The sequence below is a fragment of the Achromobacter sp. NPDC008082 genome (assembly GCF_042957345.1).
Taxonomy (GTDB): domain Bacteria; phylum Pseudomonadota; class Gammaproteobacteria; order Burkholderiales; family Burkholderiaceae_B; genus Achromobacter; species Achromobacter kerstersii_A.
On record NZ_JBIBIB010000001.1, the window covers coordinates 560,471 to 575,721 of the forward strand.

A 15,251-nucleotide genomic window follows, 5' to 3' on the forward strand; every position below is an offset into this window, starting at 1 on the left:
CAGAGCAACATGCGTGAAAAGATTGTTTTCGTCGGGGGCGGCAACATGGCCTCCGCCATCATTGACGGCCTGCTCGAGCAGGGCCGCGAATTGGCCGACTTCCTGGTGATCGAACCCTACGCGCCCACGCGCGACGCGCTGCTGGCGCGCGGGCTCACGTGCCGGGAAAGCGTCGGCGCCGATATCGGCGACGCCGCGCTGTGCGTGCTGGCCACCAAGCCGCAAGTGCTGCAAGAAGCCTGCGGACAGATCCATCAGCATCTGCCGGCCACCGCCACCGTGGTCAGCATCGCTGCGGGCGTGGAGCTGGCGTCGTTGTCGGCATGGCTGGGCGGCCACGCGCGCATCGTGCGCGCCATGCCGAACACGCCGGCCAAGGTGGGCCTGGGCATGACGGGCCTGTTCGCCACGCCCGCCTGCTCGGCGGCCGAACGCGAACAGGTCGACGCCTTGTTTGCCGCCGTCGGCGAACGCATCTGGACGCAGTCCGAAGCCATGATCGACGCCGTGACGGCGGTGACGGGCAGCGGCCCGGGCTACGTCTTTCACTTCATGGCGGCGTTGGAAAAGGGCGCGTTGGAATTGGGCTTTACCAAAGACGATGCGCGCCGCTTGGCCGTGTCTGCGTTCCGGGGGGCGGCCGGGTTGGCGGCCAGCGAAGACGTGCCGTTGACCGAGCTGCAAGAACGCGTCACGTCCAAGGGCGGCACCACCTATGCCGCGCTGTCGCACATGCGCGACGCGGGCGTGGCCGATGCCATCACGCAAGCGGTGCACAAAGCGGAACAGCGCGCGCGGGAATTGTCGGCGGGTTGAATCCAGCGCGGGCTTTACCCCGTGCAGGGCGCCGTGCCTTCAGCGGCGGCGCCCTAACCACGCCAGCAGCAGCACCGACGCCGCAATCGCCGCCACGTTGAATTGCATGGCCGAGGCGAAGGCTTGCGCATAGCGTTCGGGTGCGCTGGCGTCGGCGTGCGTCCGCAACGCGCCGCTGAACAACATGCCCGCTGCCGATACGCCGAGCGCCGCGCCCACTTGCTGCAACGTCGACACCACGCCCGCCGCCATGCCGGCGTGCCGGTCTTCAACCAGCCCCAACGCCAGGTTCACCAGCGGCGTGTTGACCGCGCCTTGCGCCGCGCCCAGCCACACCAGCGCAGGCACGAGCGACCACGGCGATAGCGTCGCGCCCGCCATGCCCACATGCAGCATCAATGCGGCGGTGGCGCCGCCATACAGCAAGGCGGCAGCTGCGATGGCGGCCGTGCCGTAGCGCGCCACCAGACGAGGCGCCACCATGGACCCCGCCACAAAGCCGACGCTGGCGGGCGCGAAGATCAAGCCTGCCGTCAGCGCGTCCAGCCCGAAGCCGGTCTGCACCAGCAGCGCATAGCAAAGAAACATGGCGCTGGCGGTGGAGAACACCAGCATCACCAGCAGGCAGCCGGCCGCAAAGCGCGGTTGCGCCAGCAAACCCATGTCGACGAGCGGCACGCCGCCTTGCGCTTTCACTCGGTGCTGCATCCGCACGAACGCGGCAAGCAACACCACCGACGCCGCGCCGCACGCCAGCGTCCACGCCGGCCAGTGCCGCGCGGGGCCTTCAATCAATGCCAACAGCAGCAAGGCCAGCCCCGCGCCCACTTGCACCGCGCCGGGCCAATCCATCGCCGCACTCGACGGCTCGCGGGATTCCGGAATGTGGCGCGCCAGCTGGCAGGCCAGCAGCCCCAGCGGCACGTTGATCAGAAAAATGGTGCGCCATGCCAGGCCGAACAGGTCGGCGTGCACAATCCACCCGCCTACTACCTGGCCCGCGATGGCGGCCAAGCCCAGCGTCATGCCCATCAGACCGAACGCACGCTGTCGGGCTTGACCGTGGTAACTGACGCGGATCAGCGCGTAGACCTGCGGAAATAGCATCGCGGCGGCTGCGCCTTGCACGATGCGCGCGGCGATCAGCGAGTTGGCGGTGGGGGCCAGTCCACACAACGCGGACGCCATCGCAAAGCCCGCCATGCCCAGCATGAACAAGCGGCGGCGGCCATGGCGGTCGCCCAGGCGGCTGCCGGCAATCAGCAGCACGCCATAGGCCAGTTCGTACGCCACGATGATGAAGTTGATCTGCGCGAAGTTCGCCGACAGCGTGCGCTGCATGCTGGGAATAGCGACGTTCACGACGAACAGGTCGAAGATGGTGATGAAGCCGCCCGACAGCAGTACGGCAAGGCCGAGCGGGCCGAGTGGCGCGGTGTCGGACGCGGGGCCGGGCGCGGGGTCAGGCGAGGTGTCAGGCGCGCGGTCGGACGCGGCGTCGGCGCAGCGGGAGGGCAGGGCAGTAGATGGCATTTCAGCGCCTTCAGAAACAGAATCGGCGCTGTTCTGGGTGGCCTTTCAGCCTTATACAATTTAGCTGCTTATGCTATTACTGCGTGCAATAGCGCTGGCCGGCCTATTCGTAGCGCGGTCTGGACTATTAGTTGCGTTGTCCGGCCTACTCACTCCCGCCATCGCTCGTGCCTAGACAGCCGCGGCCGGCATATCCGCTGCCCGCCATGCTCCCACGTGCATCCACCCCTGCCTGCAATGGCTCGTCGTTCAAGCCCCTCTCCATGACCGCATCTCCCACCCCTCAACGCCTGGACCGCACACGCGCGGACTTGTCTGAATTTCTCCGCCTGCGCCGCGCACGTCTTAGCCCCACGGACTTGGGCCTGCCTGCAGGCGGCCGCCGCCGCACGCCGGGATTGCGGCGCGAAGAAGTCGCCGCGCTGGCCGGGGTGGGGCTCGCCTGGTACACGTGGTTCGAACAGGGCCGAAACATCAGCGTGTCGGCCGGTTTTCTGGAGAACCTGGCGCGCGTGCTGAAGCTGGATGCCGCCGAACGCCGCCACCTGTATCTGTTGGCCCACCAGCGTCCGCCCGCCGAACCCGGCCGCACCTGGTGCACGGTGCCGCCGCAGGTGCGCCGCCTGATGGACGACCTGCCCGCGCGCCCGGCCTACATCCTGAACCTGCGCTGGGACGTCGTGGTGTGGAATGCCGCGGCAGACCGCGTGTTCAATTTTTCGGGTCAACCGCCAGGCCGGCGAAACCTGCTGTGGATGCTGTTTGTCGTGCCGACCATGCGGCAGGTATTTGTGGACTGGCCCGCGCAGGCGCCCGCCATGTTGTCCACCTTCCGGCGCGATTTCGCCAGCGCGTCGGGCGTGCCAGACATTGCGGAACTGGTCGACGAACTGGAAGCCGTGTCGCCGGATTTCAAGACATGGTGGCGCGAACACGATGTGCATGGCGCCTGCATGGGCCAACGCAAATTGCACGTGGCATCGCTGGGCGACATCGCTTTCGAACACGCCACGCTGACGGTGGACGAGAGCCGCCATCTGCGGCTGGTGGTCTATGCGCCGGCGCCGGATGAACCCTGCGCCGACGAGTTCGCGCGCTGGGTGCAGACGCCCGCGGAGCCCGTGCTGTGACGGCCTGAAGAGGAGGGGGCGAGGAACGCCGCGCTTGACGCGTGGAATTTGGCGGGTGTATCGTAAGATCTATATCTTAAGATACATCGTAAGAGCCATTCCATGCGCCATACCGACATCCCCCACCAAGGTCGCCACAGCTATAACGGCCATCGCGGTCACCACAACCACCCCCATCATCACGGCCAAGACAGCCACCCCGGCCATCACGGCCATCACGGCCACCACGGGCATCATCCCCACCACGCCAGCGCGGGTGGGGATTGGTTTTCCGGTCCTCCGGACGGCGGCGGCCGGGGCGATGCCGACGGTTTCGGCGGCGACGGGCGCGGGTTCACGCGTGGCCGCCGCGTGTCTGCCGACGATCTGCAACTGATGCTGTTGGGCCTGCTGGAACAAAACCCCAGCCACGGCTATGAACTCATCAAAGCGCTGGGCGCCCTGAGCAATGGCTTCTACACGCCCAGCCCCGGCATGGTTTACCCCGCGCTGACCTATCTGGAAGAGCTGGGCTACGCCACCGTCGAACCCGACGGCACGAAGAAGCGCTATCACCTGGCGGACGCCGGCCACGCGCATCTGGACGCCAACCGCGAACGTCTGGCGCTGATGTTCAACCGCTTCAAACACATCGCCAAAAAAATGGATTGGATGCGTCAGGCCTGGAGCGGCGCGCCGCGTGACCTGGGGCCGGAAGGCGAGGACGCGCGCACCGGCTGGCTGCCGGAATTTGTGCAAGCGCGCCAAGCCATCCGCCGCGCGTTGCTCGAGCGCACCGACGCGTCCCCCGCGGAACAACGCCGCATTGCCGCCATCCTGGCGCGTGCCACCGACGAGATCAACGCCAAGCCCTGTGCTTGATTTCGTCCCCCCAAATACTGGAATGTTAATGACTCGTAGCGACCTGAATGTGGAGCGCGTGCGCCACAACCTAAAAATGCGCGTGCTGACCGTCGTGCGTATCGAACGCATCGCCGGCCTGCTGGCTCGCATCACGTTCACCGGCGAGGACTTGCAGGACTTTGTGTCCGCCTCGTTCGACGACCACGTGAAGCTGTTCTTCCCCGCCGATCCGTCACAACCATTGGTCTTGCCCACGGCAGGCCCCGACGGCGTCAAGTTCCCCGAAGGCATGCCCAAGCCCGCCGCGCGTGACTACACGCCGCGCCGCTTCGATGCCGCCGCACGCGAGCTGGACATTGAATTCGTGCTGCACGGCGACGGCCCGGCATGCACGTGGGCCGAGCAGGCCGAGCCGGGCCAGAAGCTGGGCATCGGCGGCCCTCGTGGTTCCTTCGTCGTACCCAAGGGCTTTGACTGGCATGTGCTGATCGGCGACGAAACCGCGCTGCCCGCCATCGCCCGCCGCCTGGAAGAACTGCCCGCCACGGCGCAGGCGCTGGTGCTGATCGAAGTGCCGTCCGCCGCGAATGAAATTGCGCTGGACTCCGCCGCCAAGACCACCGTGCGCTGGCTGCATCGTGACGGCACTGCGCCGGGCTATAGCACGCTGCTGCTGGAAGCGGCGCGCGAATTGCAGTTGCCGTCGGGTGAGGGCTACGTGTGGGTCGCGGCCGAATCCGCGGTGGCCAAGGCCGTGCGCGAAATCATGGTGTCGCAGCACGGCATCGACAAAGGCCGCATCCGCGCCGCCAGCTATTGGAAACGCGGCGCCGTGGCGGTGCATGAAGCGCATGATGATTGACGGGGATGCGTTTGGCGCGAACGGTTTAAGTCCGTCGTTTCCGTCCACGGTCTTGGCTGCCTTACGGGCCTGGCGCACCTAACTCTCCTAACGCAACTCACGCACCTCACCTGCCCAACGCGTTTACCGCGATGCGCCCTTCGCCAAGCGCAGCAGATTCTCCACCCTGCCGCCCGGCGTGTTCCCCCGTATCGCCAGCCCCAGCACCGCGCGGGGCCAATCCAGCGCAAAGGGGCGGTACACCACGCCGTCCGGCCGCAGGTGGCGCAGGGATGCCGGCACCACCGCCACGCCCATGCCGGCGGCCACCAGGTTTACCGCCGACGACAATTGCGGCGCGCGCTGACCGATCAGCGGATTCAGCCCATGCTGCCGGCACGCCGCCATGATGTCCGCGCTAAGGCCATACCCCGACTTGCGTGAATAGAGGATGAAGCGTTCTTGCGTCAAATCCTTGGGCGCCAGCCGCTTGCGGCGCGCCAGCGCGTGGCCAAGCGGCAAGGCCACCACCAGCGGCTCTTCGGCCAACTGCGTAAAGGCCAACTGCGGAAAGGCCAGCCCGCCGTCCAGCGCGAACGGGGGGCGCACGAAGGCGGCATCAATCGCGCCTTCACGCAATTGCGCGACGAGCGATTCGCTATCGCCTTGCGACAGCGTCATCTCCACATCGGGATATTGCTGGCGGTACTGGCGGATCAGCTCCGTCACCACGCCATTGAACGACGCCGATTCCGTGAAGCCCAGCGTCAGCTCGCCGACCTCGCCACGCGCCGCGCGCTGCGCGGTCTGCACGGCCGCCTGCGCGCGTTGCAGGATGTCTTGCGCGCACGCCAGAAACGCGTGCCCCGCATCGTTCAACACCACGCCGCGTCCGGTGCGGTCAAACAGCGGCGTGCCTACTTCCTGCTCCAGCTGACGTATCTGTTGGCTAAGCGGCGGCTGCGCCATACCCAACCGTTCCGCCGCGCGCGTGAAGTGTTGCGCCTCGGCGGTCACCACGAAATAACGCAGGTGGCGCAGTTCCATGTCGATACCTTTTACGTACTGATTATCAATTTTCCATATATTGGACATTCTATTTCGTCAGGCCGATCATGGGCGTATCGATTGAATCCGCCTAGGAATTCCCATGACCGCAACCCTCTCTTCCGGCGCCTTGCTGCGCCAGCATCTGGCCCACGACATCGTGGTGGCGCCGGGCGCCTACGACGGCCTGTCTGCGCGGCTGGTCGCCGCCGCAGGCTTTAACGCCGTCTACGCCAGCGGCGGCGCGATTGCGCGCGCGGCCGGCTACCCCGACATCGGCCTGTTGAGTTTTACCGAGGTGATGGACCGCGTGGAGAAAATCGTCGACGCCAGCGGCTTGCCGGTCGTGGCCGATGCGGACACGGGTTTTGGCGGGTCCGCCAACGTCGAGCGCACCGTGCGCATCATGGAGCGCGCGGGCGTGGCGGCCTTTCACATTGAAGACCAGTCGTTTCCCAAGCGCTGCGGCCATCTGGATGACAAGAGCCTGGTGGACGCCGACGAAATGTGCCGCAAGGTGCACATTGCGCGCCAGACGCTAAGCGACGCCGACACGCTGGTCATCGCGCGCACGGACGCGATTGCGGTGGAAGGCTTCGACGCCGCCATTGCGCGCGCGGAGCGCTACGTGAAGGCGGGGGCGGACATGATTTTTGTGGAAGCGCCGGAAACGCTGGAGCAGATTCGCGCCATCGCCGACCGCTTGCCCGGCCTGAAGCTGATCAACATGTTCTACGGCGGCAAGACGCCGCTTGTGCCGCTGCCCGACCTGGCCGCGATGGGCTACCGCCTGGCCATCATCCCGTCTGACTTGCAGCGCGCCGCCATCCACGCCATGCAGGCAACGCTGGCCGCCATTAAGCAGACCGGCGACAGCAGCGCGCTGGCCGACCGGCTGACAAGCTTCAAGGAACGCGAAGCCATCGTGCAGACGCAGCGCTATCTGGCGCTGGACGCGCAATAGGCGTTCAGCGCGGGGGAGGGTGGGGCGCGCTGAGCCGGGGCGCCAAGCTGAAAAGCCGAGCCGGAAAGCTGAGCGGGACCGCCAAGCCGAAGCACCGCGCCGGAAGGCGCGCGGCGCTCGGCCTGGAACGCGCCTACTTAGGGCGATGCTGCTCGCAGCGCGCCGGCATCGTGTTCGGCCACAAGCGCTGGCCGGCGCTGCCGTACAACGTGCGCACGCCGCACACCATTTCGACGCGGGCGAACGCTTGTCCGGCAGGGTCGATCAGTGCCGAGGCTTCCATCGTCGACACCACCGCGCGCTGATGAGTGTACGGCGTCACCGCGCTGTATTGCTGGGGAATCACGAACGTGCCGTCGCGGTTTACATAGCCGAAGTTGTAGTCGGACAGCGCCGGAGCCAGACCATCGCGCATCGTGCCCAGCGCATCGAACGCGGGTCCGGTGAGCGTACCCTTGGCATCCACGGCGCGCATGGCGCGCGTGGCCAGTATCGTCACCGCGCGGCCTTCGGAATACGCCGACGCCGTACCCTCGACTTGCAGCGTCGTCTTGCCGTTCATGTCGACGTACTCGGTCTGAACGCGCCCGCGGGTGCTGATATACCGCAGCAACGTCGACGACCCTTGCGGCCAGCGCCAGTCGCCTTCCGGCAGCGTGGCCACCGTCTTGCCTTGCGTATCGATCAGGCGCGAGGCGTTCTCGTCTGTGACCAGCGCACGGGCGGGCGACCCTTGAAACACCGAGCCCACCGCCGCACTGGGCGAAATCTGCCATTTGCCTTGCGCGTCCAGATAGCCGTAGCGTGTGGCGCGGCGAATTTCCAGCCAATCGCCCAAGCGCGTGTAGGTGGCGTCTTCCAGGTCCACCGCGGCGGCGCCATCGGCCGAAAATATCCAGCGGCGTTGCTCGCTATCGACGGTGATGGCGCCATCTGGCGCCTGGCTTAATTGCAAGCGCTTCACGAACGGCGTCAGCGCGCGGCCCTGGTCGTTGAATACCGCCGCGGCACGGCTGTAATCGTCTTCCTGCCCGCCCGCCTGCATCACCTTCCACAGCTTGTCGTTGATGCGTTCGACACGTTGATGGCGGGCCGGCACGATCCACTTGCCTTGCAGATCGATCACGCCCGCGCGTCCCTCGCCCAGCGTGGCGACGGCCTGGCCATGCTCAAACTCGCCGATGTCCCGGAACGCGGGCGCGGCCAGTTCCTTGCCGGCCACGAAGTCGTACAAGCCCCACGGCGCGTCGTCGCTGGCGGTCTTCACGTAGCGGATCACGCCGGGCGCGACAACATGCGAATCGAACACATCGGCGGGCAATGCGTAGACCTTGCCGTCGCGGTCGATCATGCGGTTGACGCCGTCCGCGTAAACCAGCGCGTAGCCCTGGTTGAACCTGCCAATGTGCTGCTGCAACGGCAGCTTCATCGGACGGCCCTGCGCATCCAGCAACTGCATGCCGTCGGCCGTTTCTGCCGCGTAGCGCAGCTGTTCCGGCTTCAGCGTGTCGGGCGACACCGGCTCATCGCCGTAGCTGTTGTCAGGATCGCCATCCAGCGGCACCAGGTCTGTCCACGTCGGATCGGTCACCAGGCTGCCATCAGCGAGCAACAGGCTGGCGCCATTGGGTCCGCATTGGCAATGGCTTTGCCCCAAGGTTCCAAGCGGCGCGCCCGGAATATTCAACGGCAGCGCTTTGATTGTCATGCTCTGCACGGCTTCGACCGCCGCGGGCTTGAGCAGAGCCTGTCCGTCAGCGTCGACAATGTTGAGCAAGCCGCCTTCGCGCTTCATGATCCACAGCCGGCCTAGCCGCACTTCGAACGCGCCCGCTTCGGCCAGCCAGGCGGGGGCCGACTCGCCGTGCAGCCACGCGCCCTTGGGGGTGAGCAGGCCCGCGCCTTCGCCCGCGTCATTTCTGAACAACACGAATCCGCCTTCATCGTTGGCGGGCAAGATGCCCTGGCCCAACGTCACGGGTTTGGCCTGGCCCGGCACCAACGCCATCAGCGCGTTGTTGGATGGGTAGACGATGGTGTCCGTGAAGCGCTGCGACGCCTGCGCTTCGTCTTGCGTCATCGTGACGATGAGCGTGCCTGCCGCATCCAGAATCGCGTAGCCCTTGCCGCGGCCCAGGTTCGCGCTCCAGAACTTGCGGCCCACGGCGTTCAAGTCTTCATAGTGCTGGTCTTCGCCGATCAGCTTGCCATCCGGGCCCAGCAGCATCACGCCGTCACGCCCGTAGGCCACGGCCAGCATGCCGTCGCGCGGGTTCGAGACATCTTCGAATACGGGTTCGATCAGCCAGTTCCAATCGCGGTCCAGCACGCCGTACCGGTGCTCGTCGTTCATGGCGATGTACAAGCCATCGCCATACGCCTGCGTGACGGTGATGCCGGGTTTCGCAAAGCGGCGTTCGCCGCTGGGCGAGCGGTATTCCTGCTTATAATGCACCGAGGCCTGCGCGGGCACGCCGTCGTTCAGCACCAGACTTTGGATGCCGGCATCCAAGGCATCGCCCACGGATTCGCCGTTGCGGTTGATCAATTGCTGACGTCCGTCCAGCGTCACCACGGCCAGACCAATCTGGGCGAAGTCGCCCACCTCGTCATAGCGCGGCGGCACCGCCATGCGTCCGTTCACATCGATGAAGCCCCACTTGCCTTGCCATTTCACGGCGGCTAAGCCCTGGCGAAAGTTGCGCACGTCTTCGAAGATGGGACGAATCGCCAGCCGGCCATTCTGGTCCAGAAAGCCCCAGGCATGGCGGCGCAAGGATTGGTTCGCAGGCACGCGGCTGATGGGTTCCAGCGCTGACGGCAACAGCACGGCGGCGCGTCCATCGGACAGATCGCGGATGCAACCGTTGGCGTAGGGACTATGCGCGGCAATGTCGTCGGCAGCGGCCACGTTGCGGAAATTGGCCTCGTCCACGCAGTACACATGGCCGGTCTGGGCGTGTGCAGAGTACGAGGCGCCCAAGGCGGCCAGCGCGCAGGCAAGGCGGGTAGTGCGAATCACGCGTGACGTCATGGTTATTCTGCTTTGGCGGTGTCGAGGGCGGGGGGATCAATGCGCGTCGCGTCAGCGCAGGTCAGCGCTTCGCGCGGCCAGCTCTGGTTTTCCTCTGCGTCAAAGATCACGATCTGGTCGCACAGCACGCCGAATGTGGTGGTGGTCTTGCCTTTCGTATCGATGAACTCGACCAGGTAGTCGTGCATCACCATGGCGCGTCCGTCATGGAAGTCATCAGCCCATTTGAAGGCGGGCGCGATGGCGTAACGGCCGCTCAGGTCGATGTAGCCGTAAAGCTTGCCGGTGCGGTCCACGCGGCGCGCTTTCGCCAAGCCGTTCTTCAACGGACCCAGCTCGGTAAAGTGCGCGCCGACCACGCGTTTGCCCGCCGCGTTCAGGAAACCGTACTTGCCATAGTTCTCGCTGTACGGCACCACGCCTTCGCTGGCCTTCTGGTATTCCACCGGATACTTGCCCGACAGCCGCGCCACTTCGCGGCCTTGCAGGTCGGTCAACAGCGCCGTGGACGAACTGTCGTCGTTGAACAAAATGCGTTGCATGGAGGCCAGCGGGAAACCATCGCCGCGGGCTTCCTGCACGGTCTTGCCGCTTTGATCGATGACGCGGTAGCCCGGCCCCACATTGACGCGCGCCAGGCCTTCGGGCTGTGCGAAGAAGGGGTTGAACTCGCCATACAAGGCGGGCACCTTCATGTTGCCGCGCGCATCAATCGCGCCTTCGCGTTCATCTTGCCGCACGATGAGCCAGTCGCCATGCTGCTCTTTGCTTTCGGGCCGGCCGTCTGAGATGCGCGTGGCCTTGCCTTGCGCATCGAACAGCACAGCGCTGCCGTCGGCGAGCGCGCCGATGTAGCGCCCGTCTTGCAGCTTGTCCGGTTTGCCGTAAATGGTGTCGCTGCTTTTGCCCGTGCGCAGGTTGACCATCTTGTAGGGGCTGTCGCTATAGCGGCCCGCCTTGCCCTTGCCTTCGGGGTCCTTGACCAGCATGAAGCCGTTGCCCAGGTAGTCCATGTCGTAGGCGCTGTCATGCGTGGCGGGGATTATCCATTGGCCGTCGCGGTTGACGGCGCCCCAGTGGCCGTTGTGCTGCACGCGAACCCAGTCGTCTTCGAAGTCTTCAATGCTCTCGAATTCCGGCTTCAGCGCCGGCGCGCCACGGCGGATGTTCCACAGCCCATAGCGGCGTTCACGGTTTTCGTTTGGCGATTGGTAGAACAGCAGGTCGCCATCCAGCTTGGACGCGCCGGTATCCACGTTGTCCGGCAGCCGCATGGGCTTGCCGTGCGCGTCGATCAACAGGGCGTCGCGTTGCAGCATGTCGCGCGTGCGCGCCCACGTGTAAGCGCCGTTGAAGGGGCGGATCTGGTCGTACTCGGGCTTCACTGCCCACGCGCCTTGGGCGTCGATGGCGCCGAGCTTGCTCTTCTTGGCCTGCACCACAAGCGGCATCGTCACGTCATAGGTGTCGATGTTTTCCCATTCCGGGTTCGAGACGATCTTGCCGTCGGCCGTCAGAATGGCCAGCGGCTGGGCGGCGTCATGAGGCCGCAACAGCGCCAGCGGCAGGCCGGGGATGCGCTTGCTGTTGTCATTGCCGCGCAACGCCCTTCGGCTGGGCGAGAACGCGCTGAGTGCGTAGGCGCGCAATTGTGCGGCCGTGTCGGCATCGAGCAGCGCGCGGCCGTCACGGGCATAGATCTGAACCAGCACGCCTTCGCCCGTCGCGTCGGTGGCGGGCGTGACCGCGTCGGTTGTGTAAGTGGCCGCGGCGTCAGCCACGGCGGCCGACGGGTGCGCCTCTTCGGCAACGTCGACAGCGCCGTCCGCGGCGTCGACGGCAACGGGGGCATCGGCCGCCTCTTTCACCGCATCGCTCAAGCCTTCCGTGGTGGCATGCGTGCCGCCCTGCATGGCGGCGTCTGCCGCATCCATGGCGTCGCCTGCGGCATCCATCGCTTGATTCAGCGCCGTCGGTACCGACGACGCGGGCACGCCGTAAACCCAGGCCAGCCCTTGCTCAATGTCGACGCGCCCATCGCGCACCGCCAGCTTTTGCACGGTGCCGTTGGGGCTGATCAGCAGCGTCATTGACGCATCCGCCAGGTAACGCCACCCTTCGCGTTCCTGCATCCCCAGGTACGACGTCGAGAACGTGTGCAGCGGCTTGAGCTTGCTGTCCAGCAGCGTCGTCTTACCATCATCGGCCGCAACCAGCCACAGGCCTGGCGCGGCCCACTGCACGCGGTCGTAGATGGCTTGTGAAAGCGCTTCCCCGCGCGGGTTCACGAACAGCCATTTGTCGTCGCGGCGCACCGCCACGATATTGCCGTCGCGCATAGGCGCTTCACGCGAGCGCAGCACGTCCGGCGCCACCGCCCATTGGCCATGCGCGTCCAACAGACCCCACCAGCCGGAGTAGCGCGATCCACGCACCTGCGCGGGCAGAAAGCCCGCCGTGGGCGCGGCCAGCATCATCACGCCGTCGGGCAGGTTCGCGGCGGTGCCGGTGGCGGTGTTGATCAGGCGCGGCGGCGTCGGCACTTCCATCGACGCCAGCTTCTGCCCGGGCATGAAGCCCCAGGTACGCGTGCCCAAGGGGAAGGTCTTCACCACCTTGCCCTGCCGGTCGATCAGCACATCGTGCTCGTCGTCTTCGGCCAGCGCCGTGCCTTCGGCGTTAAAGCCGGTGGCGTTGGCGAAACGCGGCTTGATGGCCCATTGCCCCTTGGTGTCGATATAGCCCCACAAGCCGCCCTGGCTGACGGCGGCCAGCCCGTTCTGAAACGGCTTCGCTTCCGCGTAGGCGGGCGCGATGGCCATGCGGCCTTGCTTGTCGATGTAGCCCCACGCGCCCGCGCCGTCGCTGCGCGAACCCGTCAGCACCGCCGCCAGGCCTTCGCTAAAGGCCTGATGGCAAGACGTGTCGGCGCCTTGGCCGTAGTAGCTGGTGGTGCATTGATCCAACCAGGAATCCGCGTACGCCGCAGCGGGCAGGCCGGGCAGCGTCAGCATCACGGCCAGCGTCAGGGGCTTCAGAGCGGTCCTCATTGCGTGCGGGCGCGGGCGCGAGCCGCGGGAAAAGAGGAGCCAAGCCGAACGTGCCACATGGTCGGGTGCCTGCATCAGAAAATGGGGAAGGCAGCACTGTAACTAGCAGTAGCAAGCAATGAAACGGGAAATGTAACGATAGAAAACCAAGCGTAAATGGGGCCTCGATTTGGCGTCCTGATTTAGCGTCCTGATTTAGTGCCACGATTTGCGGACTCGATACGCAGCCGCAATCACATTCTTGCCAAGCATGTAGCGGACAAAAAATAATCAGTTGAAGCGCATGTCCGGCGCCTCTGTAATACAGGCGTGCGCTTGCCTTGATTGAAGCGATGCGCCTGTCCGGAGGGTTCACCATGTCTTCCCCGTCTTCCCCTGATGTTTCGCGGTTGTGGTTGCTGGTTCTGGCCGGTGGCATCGTCATGGGCCTGGCGCTGGGCGTGCGCCATGTGCAGGGTCTGTTCCTGCTGCCCGTGTCGATGGACCGGGGCTGGAGCCGCGAGACATTCGCCATGGCGATGGCCGTGCAGAACCTCACCTGGGGCATCGTGCAACCCTTCACCGGCATGATTGCCGACCGCTACGGATCGGCCAAGGTCATCGCGGGCGGCCTGGCGTTCTACGCGCTGGGGCTGGTGGGCATGGCGCATGCCGCCACGCCCGCGGCTTTCATGCTGACGGCGGGCGTGTGCATCGGCATCGCGCTGTCGGGTACCGCATTCGCAGCCATCTACGGCGCGTTGAGCCGGCTGGTGCCGCCCGAACGCCGGGGCTGGGCGCTGGGGGTCGCGGGCGCGGTCGGCGGATTGGGCCAATTCATCATGGTGCCTGCCGCGCAGTGGCTGATTGGGGGATGGGGCTGGGTCAGCGCGCTACTGGTGTTTGCCGTGCTGCTGGCCATCGTGCTGCCCTTGGCGCGTCCCCTGCGCGAACCCGCCACGCCCGCGCGGGACCCGTCCGCACCGGACGCCAGCCTGTCGATGCGCGCCGCCATTGGCGAAGCGTTTCGGCAGCCGGGCTTCTGGCTTCTGAACCTGGGCTTTCTGGCTTGCGGCTTCCAGCTGGCGTTCATCGGCACCCATCTGCCCGCGTATCTGATGGACAAGGGCCTGCGTGCGTCGGACGCCGTGGCCGCGCTGGCCATCATTGCGCTCACGAACGTCATGGGGACCTATGCCTGCGGCGTCCTGGGCGCGCGCCATCGCCGCAAATACCTGCTGGCTGGCATCTACCTGCTGCGCACCGCGGCCATCGCGCTGTTCCTGCTGCTGCCGCTATCCACATGGACCGTCTACGCGTTCGCCGCCATCATGGGCTTTGTCTGGCTAGGCACCGTGCCGCTGACCAACGGGCTGATCGCGCAGGTGTTCGGCGTGCGTTACCTGACCACGCTGTTCGGCTTCGTCTTCTTCGGCCATCAGCTGGGGTCCTTCCTGGGCGTGTGGCTGGGCGGCGTGGTATTCGAAGCCACGCATTCCTATGACTTGATCTGGCTGGGCGCGATGGCGCTGGGCATCTTGTCCGCGGCGCTACATTGGCCCATCGACGACCGCGAGATCACGCGCGTCCGCCCCGTGCGGGTGGGGGGCTGAGGCCGCTACGCCGCCCGATGCTGCGTCCCCGCGCCCATCGTGATGTGCAGCATCCGGCAGGGCTCCATCACCTTCACCGTATGCCACACGCCCTTCGGAATCACATACCCGTCACCCGCCAGCATCTTCACCACCTGATTGCCCGTTGGCCATTCCAGATGCAGCTCGGCGGCGCCCGTCATCAAGCGCACAATCTCGTCCGCTTCCGGATGCATCTCCCATTGCGGCCAATCGGACGCGAACGTGTATTCCGACACCAGCCAGCCGCGGCCAAACTTGTCGAGCTCGTCAGGCGACTGCGACCAGAACGCATCGCCGCCATTCACCGTTGACGCGGCGCCGGAAGCGTCCAGCAAAACGTAGTGCGAAGTCAGATCAAGAGCCATGGTGCGCATCCTTAT

Annotated in this window: 11 protein-coding genes; 6 read left to right on the forward strand and 5 right to left on the reverse strand. The window is 65.9% G+C overall.

The window, feature by feature from the left end:
- The first annotated feature begins 9 nt into the window (after window positions 1-9).
- Window positions 10-816: a pyrroline-5-carboxylate reductase gene (proC, locus tag ACFZAI_RS02610; RefSeq protein ID WP_391565443.1), complete on the forward strand. Its 807-nt coding sequence runs from the start codon at window positions 10-12 to the stop codon at window positions 814-816.
- A gap of 39 nt (window positions 817-855) precedes the next feature.
- Here the strand turns inward: proC and ACFZAI_RS02615 are convergent, their stop codons facing one another.
- Window positions 856-2,349: an MFS transporter gene (locus ACFZAI_RS02615; protein ID WP_391565444.1), complete on the reverse strand. Its 1,494-nt coding sequence runs from the start codon at window positions 2,347-2,349 to the stop codon at window positions 856-858.
- A gap of 263 nt (window positions 2,350-2,612) precedes the next feature.
- Here ACFZAI_RS02615 and ACFZAI_RS02620 point away from each other — a divergent pair, with 263 nt between their 5' ends.
- The 3 genes from ACFZAI_RS02620 to ACFZAI_RS02630 all read left to right on the forward strand — a co-directional run bounded on the left by ACFZAI_RS02620 (window position 2,613) and on the right by ACFZAI_RS02630 (window position 5,184).
- Complete coding sequence (locus tag ACFZAI_RS02620) at window positions 2,613-3,479, forward strand: helix-turn-helix transcriptional regulator (RefSeq protein WP_391565445.1); 867 nt, start codon at window positions 2,613-2,615, stop codon at window positions 3,477-3,479.
- Between the two features lie 102 nt (window positions 3,480-3,581).
- Window positions 3,582-4,340 (forward strand): PadR family transcriptional regulator, encoded by a 759-nt coding sequence (locus ACFZAI_RS02625; protein ID WP_391565446.1) that lies wholly within the window; start codon window positions 3,582-3,584, stop codon window positions 4,338-4,340.
- Between the two features lie 28 nt (window positions 4,341-4,368).
- On the forward strand, window positions 4,369-5,184 hold the full coding sequence (locus ACFZAI_RS02630; protein WP_391565447.1) for a siderophore-interacting protein: 816 nt from the start codon (window positions 4,369-4,371) through the stop codon (window positions 5,182-5,184).
- Between the two features lie 123 nt (window positions 5,185-5,307).
- Here ACFZAI_RS02630 and ACFZAI_RS02635 read toward each other — a convergent pair whose 3' ends face one another.
- The gene (locus ACFZAI_RS02635; protein ID WP_391565448.1) at window positions 5,308-6,210 is read right to left on the reverse strand and encodes a LysR family transcriptional regulator; all 903 of its coding nucleotides are present in this window, start codon (window positions 6,208-6,210) and stop codon (window positions 5,308-5,310) included.
- A 103-nt stretch (window positions 6,211-6,313) separates the two neighbouring features.
- On the opposite strand from ACFZAI_RS02635, the gene ACFZAI_RS02640 reads away from it, so the two are divergent.
- Entirely contained in the window at window positions 6,314-7,174 is an 861-nt protein-coding gene (locus ACFZAI_RS02640; RefSeq protein ID WP_391565449.1) for an oxaloacetate decarboxylase, read from the forward strand.
- Between the two features lie 133 nt (window positions 7,175-7,307).
- On the opposite strand, the gene ACFZAI_RS02645 is transcribed toward ACFZAI_RS02640, so the two are convergent.
- Complete coding sequence (locus tag ACFZAI_RS02645; RefSeq protein WP_391565450.1) at window positions 7,308-10,208, reverse strand: WG repeat-containing protein; 2,901 nt, start codon at window positions 10,206-10,208, stop codon at window positions 7,308-7,310.
- A 2-nt stretch (window positions 10,209-10,210) separates the two neighbouring features.
- Window positions 10,211-13,258, reverse strand: coding sequence for a WG repeat-containing protein (locus ACFZAI_RS02650; RefSeq protein ID WP_391565451.1), 3,048 nt, complete (start codon window positions 13,256-13,258; stop codon window positions 10,211-10,213).
- Between the two features lie 356 nt (window positions 13,259-13,614).
- On the opposite strand from ACFZAI_RS02650, the gene ACFZAI_RS02655 reads away from it, so the two are divergent.
- Window positions 13,615-14,850, forward strand: a complete 1,236-nt coding sequence (locus ACFZAI_RS02655; protein WP_391565452.1) for an MFS transporter — start codon at window positions 13,615-13,617, stop codon at window positions 14,848-14,850.
- A gap of 5 nt (window positions 14,851-14,855) precedes the next feature.
- Here ACFZAI_RS02655 and ACFZAI_RS02660 read toward each other — a convergent pair whose 3' ends face one another.
- Window positions 14,856-15,236: a cupin domain-containing protein gene (locus ACFZAI_RS02660; protein ID WP_391565453.1), complete on the reverse strand. Its 381-nt coding sequence runs from the start codon at window positions 15,234-15,236 to the stop codon at window positions 14,856-14,858.
- Window positions 15,237-15,251 lie beyond the last annotated feature (15 nt).